18 protein-coding genes and 1 pseudogene are annotated in these 14,254 nt (G+C 69.4%); 10 read left to right on the top strand and 9 right to left on the bottom strand.

Translation table 11 applies throughout. The features are described 5' to 3' along the window. Positions 1 to 206 precede the first annotated feature (206 nt). From AB0C73_RS18530 to AB0C73_RS18545, 4 genes are all read left to right on the top strand, one after another. The gene (locus AB0C73_RS18530) at positions 207 to 1,178 is read left to right on the top strand and encodes a metal ABC transporter substrate-binding protein (protein WP_362530892.1); all 972 of its coding nucleotides are present in this window, start codon (positions 207 to 209) and stop codon (positions 1,176 to 1,178) included. A gap of 68 nt (positions 1,179 to 1,246) precedes the next feature. After that, positions 1,247 to 2,050 carry a metal ABC transporter ATP-binding protein gene (locus tag AB0C73_RS18535; RefSeq protein ID WP_362530895.1) on the top strand — a complete coding sequence of 268 codons (804 nt, stop codon included), beginning with the start codon at positions 1,247 to 1,249 and terminating at the stop codon, positions 2,048 to 2,050. Between the two features lie 20 nt (positions 2,051 to 2,070). Further along, positions 2,071 to 2,967: a metal ABC transporter permease gene (locus tag AB0C73_RS18540; protein WP_362530897.1), complete on the top strand. Its 897-nt coding sequence runs from the start codon at positions 2,071 to 2,073 to the stop codon at positions 2,965 to 2,967. 61 nt (positions 2,968 to 3,028) lie between these two features. Further along, positions 3,029 to 3,439, top strand: coding sequence for a transcriptional repressor (locus AB0C73_RS18545; protein ID WP_362530899.1), 411 nt, complete (start codon positions 3,029 to 3,031; stop codon positions 3,437 to 3,439). A 67-nt stretch (positions 3,440 to 3,506) separates the two neighbouring features. Here the strand turns inward: AB0C73_RS18545 and AB0C73_RS18550 are convergent, their stop codons facing one another. Genes AB0C73_RS18550 through recO form a run of 3 tightly spaced genes read right to left on the bottom strand, consistent with a single transcriptional unit; the run spans position 3,507 to position 5,627 of the window. Then, positions 3,507 to 4,019: a YcxB family protein gene (locus AB0C73_RS18550; RefSeq protein ID WP_362530901.1), complete on the bottom strand. Its 513-nt coding sequence runs from the start codon at positions 4,017 to 4,019 to the stop codon at positions 3,507 to 3,509. Between the two features lie 21 nt (positions 4,020 to 4,040). Next, on the bottom strand, positions 4,041 to 4,865 hold the full coding sequence (locus AB0C73_RS18555; RefSeq protein WP_362530903.1) for an isoprenyl transferase: 825 nt from the start codon (positions 4,863 to 4,865) through the stop codon (positions 4,041 to 4,043). Between the two features lie 12 nt (positions 4,866 to 4,877). After that, the gene (gene recO / locus AB0C73_RS18560; protein WP_362530905.1) at positions 4,878 to 5,627 is read right to left on the bottom strand and encodes a DNA repair protein RecO; all 750 of its coding nucleotides are present in this window, start codon (positions 5,625 to 5,627) and stop codon (positions 4,878 to 4,880) included. A 278-nt stretch (positions 5,628 to 5,905) separates the two neighbouring features. Between recO and AB0C73_RS18565 the strand changes: the two genes are divergently transcribed. Continuing rightward, positions 5,906 to 7,072 carry a DUF3103 family protein gene (locus tag AB0C73_RS18565; RefSeq protein WP_362530907.1) on the top strand — a complete coding sequence of 389 codons (1,167 nt, stop codon included), beginning with the start codon at positions 5,906 to 5,908 and terminating at the stop codon, positions 7,070 to 7,072. Between the two features lie 92 nt (positions 7,073 to 7,164). Here AB0C73_RS18565 and AB0C73_RS18570 read toward each other — a convergent pair whose 3' ends face one another. Both AB0C73_RS18570 and AB0C73_RS18575 read right to left on the bottom strand, forming a co-directional pair. Further along, the gene (locus AB0C73_RS18570) at positions 7,165 to 7,380 is read right to left on the bottom strand and encodes a hypothetical protein (RefSeq protein WP_362530910.1); all 216 of its coding nucleotides are present in this window, start codon (positions 7,378 to 7,380) and stop codon (positions 7,165 to 7,167) included. Continuing rightward, positions 7,377 to 7,604 carry a hypothetical protein gene (locus tag AB0C73_RS18575; RefSeq protein WP_362531015.1) on the bottom strand — a complete coding sequence of 76 codons (228 nt, stop codon included), beginning with the start codon at positions 7,602 to 7,604 and terminating at the stop codon, positions 7,377 to 7,379. The genes AB0C73_RS18570 and AB0C73_RS18575 overlap by 4 nt, the downstream gene beginning before the upstream one ends. A 132-nt stretch (positions 7,605 to 7,736) precedes the next feature. Here AB0C73_RS18575 and AB0C73_RS18580 point away from each other — a divergent pair, with 132 nt between their 5' ends. The 4 genes from AB0C73_RS18580 to AB0C73_RS18595 are packed head-to-tail and all read left to right on the top strand — an operon-like array spanning position 7,737 to position 10,250. Further along, positions 7,737 to 8,570, top strand: coding sequence for a helix-turn-helix transcriptional regulator (locus AB0C73_RS18580; RefSeq protein ID WP_362530911.1), 834 nt, complete (start codon positions 7,737 to 7,739; stop codon positions 8,568 to 8,570). Further along, positions 8,552 to 8,821 (top strand): DUF397 domain-containing protein, encoded by a 270-nt coding sequence (locus tag AB0C73_RS18585; protein WP_362530912.1) that lies wholly within the window; start codon positions 8,552 to 8,554, stop codon positions 8,819 to 8,821. Before AB0C73_RS18580 ends, AB0C73_RS18585 begins: the two co-directional genes overlap by 19 nt. Next, positions 8,818 to 9,657: a hypothetical protein gene (locus tag AB0C73_RS18590; RefSeq protein ID WP_362530914.1), complete on the top strand. Its 840-nt coding sequence runs from the start codon at positions 8,818 to 8,820 to the stop codon at positions 9,655 to 9,657. The genes AB0C73_RS18585 and AB0C73_RS18590 overlap by 4 nt, the downstream gene beginning before the upstream one ends. Then, entirely contained in the window at positions 9,654 to 10,250 is a 597-nt protein-coding gene (locus AB0C73_RS18595) for a GNAT family N-acetyltransferase (protein ID WP_362530916.1), read from the top strand. Before AB0C73_RS18590 ends, AB0C73_RS18595 begins: the two co-directional genes overlap by 4 nt. On the opposite strand, the pseudogene AB0C73_RS18600 reads toward AB0C73_RS18595, so the two are convergent. The 4 genes and pseudogenes from AB0C73_RS18600 to AB0C73_RS18615 all read right to left on the bottom strand — a co-directional run. Continuing rightward, positions 10,196 to 10,659, bottom strand: a pseudogene (locus AB0C73_RS18600) (class I SAM-dependent methyltransferase); the annotation flags it as partial. The gene AB0C73_RS18595 and the pseudogene AB0C73_RS18600 overlap by 55 nt on opposite strands. Further along, entirely contained in the window at positions 10,643 to 11,230 is a 588-nt protein-coding gene (locus tag AB0C73_RS18605; protein WP_362530919.1) for a hypothetical protein, read from the bottom strand. The gene AB0C73_RS18605 and the pseudogene AB0C73_RS18600, both read right to left, overlap by 17 nt. Beyond that, a complete protein-coding gene (locus AB0C73_RS18610; protein WP_362530921.1) occupies positions 11,227 to 12,738 on the bottom strand; it encodes a hypothetical protein in 1,512 nt (503 codons plus the stop codon). Before AB0C73_RS18610 ends, AB0C73_RS18605 begins: the two co-directional genes overlap by 4 nt. Before the next feature lie 16 nt (positions 12,739 to 12,754). Beyond that, positions 12,755 to 13,228, bottom strand: coding sequence for a hypothetical protein (locus tag AB0C73_RS18615; protein WP_362530924.1), 474 nt, complete (start codon positions 13,226 to 13,228; stop codon positions 12,755 to 12,757). Positions 13,229 to 13,450: 222 nt separating this feature from the next. Here AB0C73_RS18615 and AB0C73_RS18620 point away from each other — a divergent pair, with 222 nt between their 5' ends. Continuing rightward, the gene (locus tag AB0C73_RS18620) at positions 13,451 to 14,254 is read left to right on the top strand and encodes a hypothetical protein (RefSeq protein ID WP_362530926.1); all 804 of its coding nucleotides are present in this window, start codon (positions 13,451 to 13,453) and stop codon (positions 14,252 to 14,254) included.

Raw genomic sequence — 14,254 nt, forward strand, 5'->3', positions numbered from 1 at the left:
GGGCCCGTATCAAATCGGTTCCTCCTCGCTCACCGGGAAGCGGAGGGAGGGGGATACGCGGGCGTCGAGGGCGGGTCCAGGTCACTCCCCGACTTGTACCAGTCTGCCTGGATATCGATGACGGCGCCGCTCTCCCGAACAGTCGTGCTGCGGGACACACGTACGGCAATTGACAACCGTTTCCATCTTTGTTGAAAATGAGTGTCATGAACGTACGCCGACTGATACCCACCACCGCCCTCGCCGGAGCCGTCGCCCTGGGCCTCGTCACCCTCACCGCCTGCGGCGGGAGCTCCGACGCCGCCGACAAGGGCGGGGACGGCAAGCTGGACGTGGTGGCGTCGTTCTACCCCATGCAGTATCTGGCCGAGCAGATCGGCGGTGGCCACGTCGCCGTCAACACGCTCACCAAGCCCGGCGTCGAGCCGCACGACCTGGAGCTCAAGCCGAAGCAGATCGGCGAGCTCGGCGAGGCCGACCTCATCCTCTACCTCAAGGGCATCCAGCCCGCCGTCGACGACGCCATAGCCCAGGCCGGTGTGAAGAACACGGTCGACGCGGCCGGCCTCACGAAGCTCGAAGCGCACGGCACCGAGGTCGGCCACGAGCACGGCGGCTCCGAAGAGGCTGGCCACGAGGACCACGAGTCCGAGGCCGGCGCCGACCCGCACATCTGGCTCGACCCCGTGAAGTACGCCGAGGTCGCCCAGGGCGTCGGTGCCGCCTTCGAGAAGGCCGACCCGGCGCACGCCGCCGACTACCGGAAGAACACCGACGCCCTGGTGAAGAAGCTCGGCGGCCTGAACACCGCGTTCGAGACGGGCCTGAAGAACACCGCCACCAGGACCTTCATCACCACCCACTCCGCCTTCGGCTACCTCGCCGAGCGCTACCACCTGGAGCAGGAGGGCATCTCCGGCATGGACCCCGAGTCCGAGCCGAGCCCCGCCCGCATCAAGGACCTCCAGGACATCGCGGAGAAGGACAAGGTCACCACCGTCTTCTTCGAGACCCTCGCGAGCGACAAGACCGCGAAGACCCTCGCCACCGACACCGGCCTGAAGACCGATGTGCTCGACCCCCTTGAGGGGATCACGGACAAGTCCAAGGGCGATGACTACATCGAGGTCATGCAGTCCAACCTCGCCGCGCTGCAGAAGGCCCTCGGCGCCAAGTGACCACAGCACAGCAGGCACAGCAGGCACGGCAGCCACAGCAGCAGGCAGCACAGCAGGAGGTACGAGCCATGGCAGCCCCGGCAGCCCCGACCGTCCCGTCCGCCCCGTCCGCATCGGATCCCGTCATCTCCGTCCGCGGAGCCACAGCGGCCCTCGGCGCGCGGCCCGTCCTCCGGGGCGTCGACCTCACCGTCCACCGCGGTGAGGTCGTCGCCCTGCTCGGCGCCAACGGCTCCGGCAAGTCGACCGCCGTCCGCTCCGTCATCGGCCAGGTGCCGCTGACCGGCGGCTCCATCGAGCTCTTCGGCACGGAACAGAAGCGGTTCCGCGACTGGGCCCGCGTCGGATACGTACCGCAGCGCACCACCGCGTCCGCCGGCGTGCCCGCCACCGTCCGCGAGGTCGTCGCCTCCGGTCGCCTCGCCCGCCGCCGCTTCGGCCTGCCGAACAAGGCCGACAAGGCCGCCGTCCTGCGCGCCATGGAGCTCGTCGGCCTCGCCGACCGCGCCCAGGACGCCGTCAGCGCCCTCTCCGGCGGCCAGCACCAGCGCGTGCTCATCGCCCGCGCGCTCGCCTCCGAACCCGAGCTGCTGATCATGGACGAGCCGATGGCCGGCGTCGACCTCGCCAGCCAGGAGATCCTCGCCTCGACCCTGCGCGAGCAGGTCGCCGGCGGTACGTCCGTCCTCCTCGTCCTGCACGAGCTGGGCCCGCTGGAACCGCTCATCGACCGCGCGGTGGTGCTCCGCGACGGCTGCGTCGTCCACGACGGCCCGCCCCCGAAGGCCGTCGGCCAGCACGCCCTGCCCGGCCACGACCACGTCCACCCGCACGCGGCCGACGAGCCGCTCCGCACCGGCCTGCTGACCTGACCCGAGGCGCTGAACCGACCATGGAATTCCTCGAACCCGCCTTCATGCAGCGCGCGCTCCTCGCGGCCGTGCTCGTCGGCATCACCGCCCCCGCCGTCGGCATCTACCTCGTCCAGCGCCGCCAGGCGCTCATGGGCGACGGCATCGGCCATGTCGCCATGACCGGCGTCGGCCTCGGCTTCCTCATGAACACCAACCCGGTGTGGATGGCGACCCTCGTCGCCGTCGTCGGCTCCGTCGCCATGGAGCTGATCCGGGCGTACGGCAAGACGCGCGGCGACCTCGCGCTCGCGCTGCTCTTCTACGGCGGCATGGCGGGCGGCGTCATGCTGACGAGTCTCTCGACGACCGGCTCCAACGCCAACCTGACCTCGTTCCTCTTCGGCTCGCTCTCGACGGTCTCCGCCGAGGACGTCACCACGATCAGCATCCTGGCCGGATTCGTGCTGCTCGTGACGGTCGGCCTGCGCCGCCAGCTCTTCGCCGTCAGCCAGGACGAGGAGTTCGCCCGGGTCACCGGCCTGCCGGTCCGTGCCCTGAACCTGCTCATCGCGATCACCGCCGCCCTCACGGTCACGGTCGCCATGCGCGTCGTCGGCCTGCTCCTGGTCAGCGCGCTCATGGTGATCCCGGTCGCGGCGGCCCAGCAGCTGTCCCGGTCCTTCAAGGCCACGTTCGCCCTGGCCGTGCTGATCGGCACCGGCGTCACTCTGTCCGGCACGATCACCTCGTACTACCAGGACGTACCGCCCGGCGCGACCATCGTCCTGCTCGCGATCGGCGTGTTCATCGCCCTGTCTCTGCTCGCCGCACCGCTCGCCCGCCGCCGGGCGAAGGCCGCCGAGCAGGCCATCGCGGACTGCGACGCCCGCTGCGTCCCGGCGACCCGGCGCCCCACGGACGACGTGAACGTCTAGCAAAGGCCGGAGGGGGGACTGGCAGAATGGCGGGGGCAGACAAGGATTCAAGGAGGCCCCCGTGGTGACGGCAGGACCCCCCGTAAAAGGCCGCTCGACCAAGCAGCGGGCCGCAGTCTCCGCGGCCCTGAACGAGGTCGACGAGTTCCGCAGTGCCCAGGAGCTGCACGACATGCTCAAGCACCGCGGCGACTCGGTCGGCCTCACCACCGTCTACCGCACGCTCCAGTCCCTCGCGGACGCGGGCGAGGTCGACGCGCTGCGCACCAGCGAGGGCGAGACGGTCTACCGCCGCTGCTCGACCGGCGACCACCATCACCATCTGGTGTGCCGCGTCTGCGGCAAGGCGGTCGAGGTCGAAGGCCCGGCGGTGGAGCAGTGGGCGGAGACGATCGCGGCGGAGCACGGCTTCGTGAACGTGGCGCACACGGTGGAGATCTTCGGCACGTGCGCGGACTGCGCATCGACGTGACCTGACAGACGAAGGGGCCCGCACCGGACGATCCCGGTGCGGGCCCTCGCGTCTGCCGTGCGCGTGCTCAGAGGCGGGTGATGTTCCGGTCGAGGACGGTACGGAGCCGGTCGACGTCACCGGGGTCGGTGAGCCCGCGCTTGGGCAGGGCGGCGATGCCGGCACGCCCCTTGTCCCCGGAGAACAACACGAACTGCGTCGAGGTCTCGGCGTACCGGGGCGTGAGCTGCCAGCGGGCCGTGACCTCGCTGTCCCGGGTTGTCCAGCGGATCCCGTCCTCGTCGACCCGGGCCCGGTGCTCCCCCTGCCGCGCGATCATGGCGTACATCTGCCGGGCGGTCAGCCTGGCCGCCAGAGGCCGGAGCACGACCGTGAGCAGTCCGAGCGAACCCATGAGGACCGCGCCCCCGACATCCGGCTCGCCGGGCCCGGTCAGCAGCAGCGCGACGGCCACGAAGGCCAGGACGGCGGCGACCGGCATCAGCCACCTCAGCACCCGGAACGAGCCGTACCGCAGCTGCACCCGCACCGCGTCGGCAACATCCTCACGCGTCGGCGTGTAGACCAGCTCCATCGTCATCCCCCCCGGCCAGTCCCGGCCTCAGGACTTCTCGAGGACCGCGAGGTCCGCCGGGTCCACCCCACCGAAGCGCCGGTCGCGCTGGGCGAACTCGACGCACGCCCGCCACAGGTCGCGGCGGTCGAAGTCGGGCCACAGCACGTCCTGGAAGACCATCTCGGCGTACGCGCTCTGCCAGATCAGGTAGTTGGACGTGCGCTGCTCGCCGCTGGGGCGCAGGAAGAGGTCGACGTCCGGCATGTCCGGGTAGTAGAGGTACTTCTGGATCGTCTTCTCGGTGATCTTGGCCGGATCGAGCCGGCCCGCCTTCACGTCCTCCGCGAGCGCCTGCGCCGCGTCCGTGAGCTCCGCGCGCCCGCCGTAGTTCATGCAGAAGTACAGCGTCAGCTTGGTGTTGTCCTTGGTCTGCTCCTGCGCGACCTGGAGCTCCTTGGCGACCGACTTCCACAGCTTGGGCATGCGGCCCACCCAGCGCACCCGGATGCCGAGCTCGTCGAGCTGGTCGCGGGTCTTGCGGATGAAGTCGCGGTTGAAGTTCATGAGGAAGCGCACCTCCTCGGGCGAACGCTTCCAGTTCTCCGTGGAGAAGGCGTACAGCGAGATCGCCCCGACACCCATCTCGATCGCGCCCTGGAGCACGTCGAGCACCTTCTCGGCGCCGACCTTGTGCCCCTCGGTGCGCGGCAGCCCGCGCTCCTTGGCCCAGCGGCCGTTGCCGTCCATGACGATCGCGACGTGCTCGGGCACGAGCTCCGACTGCAGCTTCGGCGGGCGGGCACCGGACGGGTGCGGCTCGGGGGTCCTGTACTCCCGACGCTGGCGCCCGAGGAGTCGTGCGATGGCCATGGGTGGTGTCTCCTAGCTCTTTTCCACGTAACGCAGGGAACGCAGGCCGCGCTCCAGGTGCCAGTGCAGATAAGCGGACACGAGTCCGCTGCCCTCCCTGACGTGACGCGGCTCGGCCGCGTCCGCCGTCTCCCAGTCGCCGGTCAGCAGCGCGCTGAGCAGGCCAACGGCCTCCGCAGAGGGTACGACGCTTCCGGGGACCCGGCAGTCCGCGCAGACCACTCCACCCGAGGCGACCGAAAAGAACCGGTTGGGGCCGTGAAGTCCGCATTTGGCGCAGTCCTCGAAGCTGGGCGCGTAGCCGTTGACGGCGAGCGAGCGCAGCAGGAAGGCATCGAGGATGAGGTGCGGGGCGTGCTCGCCGCGCGCGAGGGTGCGCAGTCCGCCGACGAGCAGCAGATACTGCTGCATGGCCGGCTCGCCCTCGTGATCGGTGAACCGTTCCGCCGTCTCCAGCATGGCGGTGCCGGCGGTGTAGCGGGCGTAGTCGGTGACGATCGAGCTGCCGTACGCGGCGATGGTCTCGCTCTGCGTGCAGAGCGGCAGCCCGCGCCCGATCAGCTCACTCCCGCGGGCGAAGAACTGCACGTCCACGTGCGAGAACGGTTCGAGCCTGGCCCCGAACTTCGACTTGGTCCGCCGCACCCCGCGCGCGACGGCGCGTACGCGTCCGTGACCGCGCGTGAGCAGCGTGATGATGCGGTCCGCTTCACCCAGCTTCTGGGTGCGCAGCACGATGCCGTCGTCGCGGAACAGGCTCATGGGCCCATTGTCCCGTACGGGTCGGACAGCCCGGCGCGGGGCGGGCAGGGGCGGCGCCGTACGGCCACAGGACCTACGGGAATCAGCCAACTACCGTCCGGCAGCGGGAAGTTCACCCGCGAGTAGCCTGCAGACCTTGTGTGTATGACATGCCCTCGTCATGATGATGCCTGAGGAAACTTTCTACCCGCATAGATCGTCCGCACTCATCGCCCGCACCCCCACCGTCGCACCACCACGTCGTATCACCGACCACTCCCACCGGAGGAGCGATCACCGTGAGACCTCGTCCCACCCGACGACGCGGCACCCTCACCGCCACCGCGGCCACCCTCGTCGCACTCTGCGCGGCACAGACCCTGGGCGCCGCCTCCGCGGCCACCGCCGCCCCGACCCCGGCGCCGGCGCCTGTTTCGGCTTCCGCCTCCGCGGCCGCCACCAAGGCCGCCGTCACCTCCGCCCAGGACCGCGCGGCCCAGGACATCGCGCGCTCGCTCGGCGACGCCGCCTGGAGCAGGAGCCTGAGCGCGGCCACCCTGAAGTCCGGCGGGGCCGAGGTGCCGGTCGCCGAGAAGGCGAGCGGTGCGCTGAAGTCCCGGCTCACCGCCGCCGACCACGACATCGCCGCGGCGAAGGGGCTGGACTCCAAGACCGGCTCGCTGCTCCGGCTGCGCCTCGGCGCCCCGTCGATGCGCGCCGCGCTCTCGGCCGGCGCCACCCCGTGGGTCGCCGCCGCCGTCGCGGACGACGACGCCGCCACGATCACCGCGTACGACAGCCAGGGCCGGGCCCACCGGCTCGACGCCCGCAAGGCGCCCGCGCAGCCGGTGTACGTCGTCGACATCGACAGCACCAAGGCGCTGGCGGCCGGCCTGGACGTCATGAAGCAGGAACTGACGAAGGCCGGCGTCGAGTCCGCGCAGCCGACGCCCACCCACACCATGGCGGCCACCGCCGGCTTCTGGACCACGAAGATCACCGCGGTCCACCTGAACGACGACGAGGAGCCCTGGATCAAGGGCGACGCCGAGATCTACACGCTCGTCAGCGGCTTCGGCCAGGACGGCAAGGTCCGCGTCGACCCGGTCGACATGCCGTACCTCGACAGCGACGGCACGGTCTACCGGCCGAACCAGATCCTGGTCAACTGGTCGAACTACAAGTACAACCTGGCCGACGCCGTGATGATGGAGGAGGACGGCAGCACCAACTACCGCGACCTCGCCAAGGCCATCGCCGCGGTGCTCCTCACCATCACCGACCAGGGCGCCTACATCCCGCTGGTGAACGCGATCCTCGACGCCATGCCGGACGACTGGTGGACCGACGACCCCGACTACGTCGACTCCTGGTACACCCTGGCCCAGCAGAGCCGCGGCACGCTCTACGGCGCCCGCGGCAACGGGTACATGACCGTCGAGCCGTACTTCGTCGAGCAGTTCTGACGCCGGCGCACTGACCCGCGTCCGACAGACGACGAGAGGGGTCTGTGGGGAGCAGCACTCCCCACAGGCCCCTCCGTGCCCCCCTCCACCCCTCAGGGCACCTCCCCCCGGCTCCGCGCGTTCGCGTGCGCGGTGGAGGCGCGCAGCCGCTCCCCGGGCGTGGCGACCCGCACCCCGTCGGGCTCGCAGTCCCACTCACGCCCGCCACCGATCGGCCGGAGCTGGAGATAGGGCCCCTCGTGCCCCATGACGGTGCCGACCCTGCCGGTCACGATCTCGACGACGTACGCGCCGATGGGCGGTTTCATTCGCGTCCCCCTTCGTTCACGAGCGCTGCGGCCATGAGCGCTGCGGCGAGCAGCCGTGCCGTCGCGGCCGTACAGCGCCCCAGTTCGACGAGCGGCCGAGGAGGATCGGCGGCAAGGGTGAGGGCGTCGAGCCCGAGCGATGGCAGGACGACCCCGACCCGCCGGAGCGCATCGCGCAATTCCCTCACCGCCTCTCGTGCCACATCCGTTTCCGTCGGCCGCATGCTCTCTTCTTTCACCAACGCGATCCTTTCCGAATCCATTTCCCGCTTTTCGCATCCAGAGTGGTGGCGGCTCCGTAGAATCGGCAGACGCGCGGGGGAAACAACTGCGGTGTCGCGTTGGGGAGTTAATCCATGGCCAAGGCCAAGCGGGACGAAGTGTGGGTGTTCTTCGGTGAGCTCCTGAAGGAGCGCCGAGAGGCGGCGGGGCTGTCCCAGAGCGAGCTGGGCAGACGGGTGTTCGTGTCGGGGGCGTACATCGGGCTGTTCGAGCAGGGTGTGCGAAAGCCGCAGCTGGATGTGGCACAGAGAATCGACGAGGCGCTACAAACCAGCGGTATTTTCGAACGGACCTGTCGCGACCTCATCAACGCGTCGCCGTATGCCTCGTATTTCTACGAGGTGGCGGAGCTTGAGGCGGTGGCGACGAAGATCTGCGAGTTCGCGCCGACGGTGGTGCCGGGCCTGTTGCAGACGGCGGAGTACGCGCGAGCGGTGACGGTGGCGGCGAATCCGTTCGTGACGGAGGAGTACATCGAGGAGAAGGTCAGTTCGCGACTCGAACGACAGGCGATCCTCCAGGACGCTACAAGGCCCGAGTACTGGGTGGTACTGCACGAGAACGCGGTACGCGCTCCGGTCGGCGGCCCAGAGGCGATGGCGAGGCAACTGGACCACATCGCGGCACTGATCCGGCAGCGGTGGCTCGTGGTGACGGTGCTGCCGCGAACGACCGGGGAACACGCCTCGATGGGCGGCATGCTCCAGCTCTTGGAGTTCAGCGACCAGCCACCAACGGCCTATACGGAGACATCGTTTTCGGGAACGCTGCTCGACGATCCGGCAGTGGTGAAGCGCGCACAGCGCGCCTACGATCTGCTCAGGGTCGCCGCGCTGTCGCCAGAGGCGTCCCTGGCCCTGATCGAGTCGGCGGCGGAGGACTTCAGACGATGCGCGAGTTCAACCTGAGCAACGCCCACTGGTTCAAGAGCTCCTACAGCAACGGTGAGGGCGGCGACTGCGTCGAGGTCTCGTACGACTTCACCGGCGCCGCCTGGCGCAAGAGCTCGTACAGCAACGGCGAAGGCGGTTCCTGCGTCGAAGTCCTCGACAACGTCCCCGGCGTCGTCCCCGTCCGCGACTCCAAGAACCCCACCGGCCCCGCCCTCCTCGTACCGCCCGCCGCCTGGGCCGCGTTCGTCGCCGGCCTGAAGAGATGACGACCGCCTCCACGCCCGTCCTGCGCGGCAAGGACCAGACCGTCCTGCGTCACGAAGGCACGTCGCTGACGCTGCGGCGCGAGGACGAGGAGATACGCATCCCCCTTCGCGCCGTCCGGGACCTCGTCCCGGACGGCCGGGCCCTCACCGTCGAGCTGCACGCCCCCACCGGGGCGACGCCGGCCACCCACCGCATCGAGGGCGTCAACCAGGCCTCGGTCGACCTGTTCGCGACGACGGTGGGCAGGGAGTTGTCCAGGCTGCCGGAGCCCGACCCGTCGCTCGACGGCGCGACGCTCGTGACGACGCGCTCGCTCCGTCCGGCCGCCCCCGCCGAGGACCTGCCGCAGATCGGCACGGCGCGGAAGGCGAGGGCGCTGGGGTGGATCCTGCTGGCGCTGGTTCCCGGTGTCGGGGCGACCGTCGCCACGAGTGTGCTGGTGGTGCGGGCGGGAGAGCCGGGTGCGCTCCCGCTCTCGGTCGTCCTGGGGATCGTGGCGGTGCTGCTCAACCTGTGCAGCGGGATGTTGACGGAACGCATCTTCCAGATGTGGGTGCTCCCCCGGCGCGGCATCACGGTGATGGCCGTGCGCAACAACTCGTACGGCAAGACGGGGTTCTACGAGTACACGGACCTGAGCGGAATGACGTACAACCACACCCGGCAGGCGTACGCGAGCGAGATCGAAATCTGTTACCACCCGGACAACCCCGCTGAGAACGTCGGTGTCTATCCCGTCTTCACGCGGGTGGTGATCACGTTCGGGGCGCTGCTCCTGTGGGGCGTCACGCTCGGCCTCTGCACCCTGATGATCCTCTTGGGAGGATACGCATGACGTGCCCGCGGGACGCGGTCGCGATCGACGACCGGCTCACCCTCCGCCGCTTCGTGAACCCCGCGGACCTGCCCGAACTGCACCGGGTGCTCGGCGAGTCCGTCGATCATCTGCGGCCGTGGATGGACTGGGTCGACGACCACAGCCCGGAGTGGACCGCCGGGTTCCTGTCGCGGCGGGACAGGGACTGGGAGGCGGGGACGAGTTACACGTACGCGGTCGTGCTGGACGGGGCGATCGTCGGGGCGTGCGGGCTGCACGTACAGGAGGACACGCCCCCGGGGACGTACGAGATCGGGTACTGGCTCCATCCGGCCGCCACGGGGCGCGGCGTCGCCACCAGGGCCGTACGGACGCTCACGGCCGAGGGCTTCCGGCTGCCACACGTACGGCAGCTCCTGGTGATGCACCTGCCGGAAAACCACGCGAGCGCGGGCGTCCCGGCGCGCCTGGGGTTCACCGAGGTGGACCGGGCGCAGGGGGAAGAGGGCGAGGAGTTCCGGGTCTGGCGCCTCACGCGGGCCGAGGCGACGGCCGAGCCGGCGAGCATCAGGCGGCCCCCAGGAGCCAGGACGCGGGCGAACTCCGCGTAGACGGCGGGGAGGTGCTCGGGGGGCGTGTGATGGGTGGAGTAGTACGCGAGGACGCCCGCGAGCGCGCCGTCGCGCACCCCGAGCGCGGTCATCGACCCGACGACGAACGGCACGTCCGGCCGCGCCCGCCGCGCGATCGCCACCATCCGCGCCGACAGGTCCACCCCGACACCCGCACCCCGCCGGCCGCCAGATACCCGGCCACTTTCCCGGGCCCGCACCCGACGTCCGCGACGAGCCCCACCCCCGCCATCTCCCCGACGAACACGTCGAGCACGGCCCGCGAAAGCGGATCGAGCCGCTCGGGCGGCGGCACGGTCTCGGCGTACACGTCGGCCACGGTGTCGTACGACGCCCGCACCGCTTCAAGGAATCCGCTCACCCGGCCAAACCTAGGGCTTGGGCGCATCCGGGAGGGGGCTGATGCCCGGTTCGAAGTAGTCGCGGATGTAGATGCGGGTTCTGTCCGGGGCGTACTCGTGGGCATACAGCTTGACGCAAGCCCCGTCCTGAGTCCCGTACGGGTCGTCTACGGGGTCGCCGGCACAGACTGTGCCGTACCGCATGCCGTCCTTGAACGTCTCCGGCTCCGGCAGGCCGAGTTGGGTGAAGTCCCTGTATCGCGTGTCAGGGTCCGCCTTCTCCGGCGTCAACCACATGCCTTCCGGCGGATTCTTCTTCAGGTAATCCTCGGCCTCGGCCCTCGTCAGGGTGAAGGTGAGCAGCCCGGTGTCGAACTGGGACTGGACGTGATACGCGGCCTGAGCGGTCTTGGCCGTGGCCGGCACGTCGATCTTCATGTGTTCAGCCATCCACGCGGGCGTGACCCCCTCGGCCCACCGCCCGTCCTTCACCCTGCTCTCCCCGCTGTCCACCCCTCGGTCAGGATCACCACAGCCGCCGAGGAGTAATCCGCCGGCTACGACGGCACCGATGACACCCGCCATGAAGTGACCCCGCCGAGAGAAGAAGCCGTTCATCGGGCCCCCACCCTCTCCGTTCCCCTGTGGGCCGTGCGGTTCGTCTGCTCCCGACCGGGCTCCATGCGTCCGTCCCTGCTTTCCTCGGGACCCGGGAGTGGGTCCCCGTTCGGCTGCGACGAGCCGAGATCGTAGTGCTTGACCTCGCTGCTGCCCGCCATGGCGAACTCCTGGGCGAGCCCGGTCCGGTGCAACTTCGCCATCTGTCCGTCCGGGACGTTCAGCGGGCCGATGTCCACACCCTTGCCCTCGTCCCAGTTGTACCGGTCCCAGACATTCGCCTGGTAATCGACGGCGATCTTCGGGTTGCCCTGGGCGTCGGGAACCGCTGTGACCACACCGGTCACGTTGTGGTTGGCCCCACCCACCGCGTAATACCAGTTCTCGTCGAGATTCTGCCCGAAGTAGAAGTTCTCTTCCTGGCGCGCTTCCACCGGAAAGGCGACTGGTTTGCCACCATTTTTCCGGAACTCTTCAAGGGCCTGCTGGCGCCAGGTGTGCTGGTTGAGCCGCACTGTCTCGTCCACGTACGCCTTGTATTCGGGGACGTCCGCCATCATCTTGTCCACCGGCAGGCTCATTGGAGTGCCGCTGCTGCCAAGGTAATGCGTCATATGGCGGGATGCGTCCGTCATCCCCTTCATGTCGGCGCCCGCCAAGATCAGTTCCATCTTGCGCTTGGTGGACCACTCCTCGAAGCCAGGCGACTCCGATCCATGCCGCCCCGCCCCAGCGTCGGCCGCGATCTGCGGCACCGTAGTGCCCAGCACACCCGCCGCTATCAGGTCTTCCTTCTTCGCGAGCCAGAGACGTGCCCGCGCCTCGGGGCTCAGCGATTCCCACAGACGCTTCAGCTCGGCGCGCTGCTTCGCGTCGGCATCGCCGCCCAGGCCGGCCAGTTCCTCCGCACGGGGCAGTTGCTCCTCGTCCAAGGAGGTGTACTTGGCGTGCCCGGCGTTGTGCGGGTCATTGCCGTGGCTCTTGCGCAGCGCGCGCGCCGCCGCGGCGTCCACCTCGGCGGCGTGCTGGACGATTCCGTTGAGCGTGTCGACGTACCACTGGATGTAATCCTTGGTGCGCTGGTTCGTGCCCTCCGGTGTGCAGATCGCCTCCATCACCCGGACGGTGCCGCCCGGTCCGTCCACGATGATGAGGGAGGGGTCCGGTGGATTATGGCTGGGATCGCCCCTACGCGCCTTTTCGGTAAGACTTCCGGCCTGCTTCTGATAGTTCGCCAACTCGGCGTGCGCATCAGCGAGTACGGCGGCGATGCTCGTCGCCTCGGCCTGAAGATCGGCGACTTCCTTGGCCGTCTTGTGCACGAACTCGCGCGTGACGTCCGCGTTGACGCCCTTCCAGTCGGCCCCGTCGGACTTCTTGACCAGGCCGTCCCGTGTAGCGGTGGCCAGCTTGGCCAGGTCGGCGACCATCGACTCCCAGTCGGAGACCGCCGTGGCCAGCTTGCCGAGGTCCAGTGCCATCAGGTCGGAATAGGTGAAGTCACCCATCGCTCCCCGCTCCCCCCTACTTGAAGTACTCGTTCAGCGCGGAGACGGACACCGGACCGGTTCGCCCCTTGAGGTCGGCGGCGATCTGGGTGTCGTCGCGGGCGTGCATCTTCTTGCTGTAGTCGAGGTGGTTGGAGATGTGCGCGGCCGCCTGGAGGACATGCTTGACCTGTGAGGTCCAGACCTCGACAGTCGTTTCGAGCTCCGAACCCAGCTCCAGGTGGTGACTCTTGAGCGCGGCGGCGGCCCGCATGGTGGACCCCGAAGCCTCGTTGCCGGACCCTGCGGCCGCGATGTCGGCCTTCTTGCTCAGTTCGCCATGGAGAATGAACGCCTCGTGCCCGACTGCGCCGAGGTCGTCCTGGCGTACGACGAGATCCGCGGCTCCGGACCCACCGGATCCACTCGCCCCGGCCTGGTTCAGCCGCATCCGCGTGCTCTCACGGGCCGCTACTACTGCTTTGGCCCTTTCCCACTCTTCCCACGCCATGGGACCCCCGTCCTCCGGTCGATCAGGCGCCGGCCGTCGGCCTACGCGCCACCGAATCTACCAACTTGCGCAGACAGTCGTTGCAGTTGGTAATCGGCGGCGGTCGATTCCGGCCGTTGCGCGGCCGGTGCGGCACCACAGGCCCCATCAGCACCACCGGCCCCGCCCGAAACCTCCACACCCCCTTCACCGCCGAGGAGTTCGCGCCCTACGATCACGCGCATGTCGATCGTCTCCTCCATACCCGTCCTCAAGGGCAACGGTGGCACCAATCTGAGCGCCCTCCCCGAGGGGCTGCTCCTGCGGAGCCCGTACGACGAGCTCAACATCCCCGGCAGGGCCGTGGCCCGGGTGCGGGCCGAAGGGGGGTCCGTCATCGTCGAGTTGAGGGTTCCCGCCGGGGCCGCGCCTGCGGCGCACCGGATCGAGGGGGTGAACGAGGCGGCCGCCATCGCCTTCGCCGACGGTGTGAACTCCTTGTTGCTGGAGCCCGAGCCGGACGAGGAGGTCGACGGCGCTTCCCTCGTCGTCCTCGACACCATCAAGACGCGCTGGTACCGGGGGCACATGCGCCGGGTGAAGTGGTTCGCGCTCGGCTGTCTCGGGGCGGTCGTCGTCCTGTCCGTGATCAACGGGGTGGCAGGAACCGCCGTCCATGTCGTCGGAATCGTCATGGTCGGGGTCGTGGCGGGCCTGTGCCTCGTGGCCGCGTGGATGGGGCTGGGGGCGTGGTTCCACCGGCGTCAGGTGCGCAAGCGAGGCACGAAGGAGTTCGCCCGGCCGGCCAACGTGCCGGGGACGTTCCTCTATGTGGACCGGGCCGGGATGGCCCGCACCGTGTCCAGCTTCGCCTCCGGACCGTATCTGGAGATCGTCTACGACCCGGAGGATCCGGCGGACGTCTTCACCCTCAAGCCGGGGTTCTTCCAGCGCTTCGACATCTGGGGCGGAACGTTCCTGCTCCTCTGCGGGCTCGGCGGCGTGGCGGCCCTTGTGGCCATCACGGCCGACGCCTTCGGCTCCTAG

The organism is Streptomyces sp. NPDC048623, from assembly GCF_040650755.1.
In the GTDB taxonomy this organism is placed as follows: domain Bacteria; phylum Actinomycetota; class Actinomycetes; order Streptomycetales; family Streptomycetaceae; genus Streptomyces.

Excerpts from the sequence above, each read along its gene's own strand:
- AB0C73_RS18530 (WP_362530892.1), top strand. The coding sequence starts at position 207 with ATGAACGTACGCCGACTGATACCCACCACCGCCCTCGCCGGAGCCGTC.
- AB0C73_RS18535 (WP_362530895.1), top strand. The coding sequence starts at position 1,247 with ATGGCAGCCCCGGCAGCCCCGACCGTCCCGTCCGCCCCGTCCGCATCG.
- AB0C73_RS18540 (WP_362530897.1), top strand. The coding sequence starts at position 2,071 with ATGGAATTCCTCGAACCCGCCTTCATGCAGCGCGCGCTCCTCGCGGCC.
- AB0C73_RS18550 (WP_362530901.1), bottom strand. The coding sequence starts at position 4,019 with ATGACGATGGAGCTGGTCTACACGCCGACGCGTGAGGATGTTGCCGAC.
- AB0C73_RS18555 (WP_362530903.1), bottom strand. The coding sequence starts at position 4,865 with ATGGCCATCGCACGACTCCTCGGGCGCCAGCGTCGGGAGTACAGGACC.
- recO (WP_362530905.1), bottom strand. The coding sequence starts at position 5,627 with ATGAGCCTGTTCCGCGACGACGGCATCGTGCTGCGCACCCAGAAGCTG.
- AB0C73_RS18570 (WP_362530910.1), bottom strand. The coding sequence starts at position 7,380 with ATGAAACCGCCCATCGGCGCGTACGTCGTCGAGATCGTGACCGGCAGG.
- AB0C73_RS18575 (WP_362531015.1), bottom strand. The coding sequence starts at position 7,604 with ATGCGGCCGACGGAAACGGATGTGGCACGAGAGGCGGTGAGGGAATTG.
- AB0C73_RS18580 (WP_362530911.1), top strand. The coding sequence starts at position 7,737 with ATGGCCAAGGCCAAGCGGGACGAAGTGTGGGTGTTCTTCGGTGAGCTC.
- AB0C73_RS18585 (WP_362530912.1), top strand. The coding sequence starts at position 8,552 with ATGCGCGAGTTCAACCTGAGCAACGCCCACTGGTTCAAGAGCTCCTAC.
- AB0C73_RS18590 (WP_362530914.1), top strand. The coding sequence starts at position 8,818 with ATGACGACCGCCTCCACGCCCGTCCTGCGCGGCAAGGACCAGACCGTC.
- AB0C73_RS18595 (WP_362530916.1), top strand. The coding sequence starts at position 9,654 with ATGACGTGCCCGCGGGACGCGGTCGCGATCGACGACCGGCTCACCCTC.
- AB0C73_RS18605 (WP_362530919.1), bottom strand. The coding sequence starts at position 11,230 with ATGAACGGCTTCTTCTCTCGGCGGGGTCACTTCATGGCGGGTGTCATC.
- AB0C73_RS18610 (WP_362530921.1), bottom strand. The coding sequence starts at position 12,738 with ATGGGTGACTTCACCTATTCCGACCTGATGGCACTGGACCTCGGCAAG.
- AB0C73_RS18615 (WP_362530924.1), bottom strand. The coding sequence starts at position 13,228 with ATGGCGTGGGAAGAGTGGGAAAGGGCCAAAGCAGTAGTAGCGGCCCGT.
- AB0C73_RS18620 (WP_362530926.1), top strand. The coding sequence starts at position 13,451 with ATGTCGATCGTCTCCTCCATACCCGTCCTCAAGGGCAACGGTGGCACC.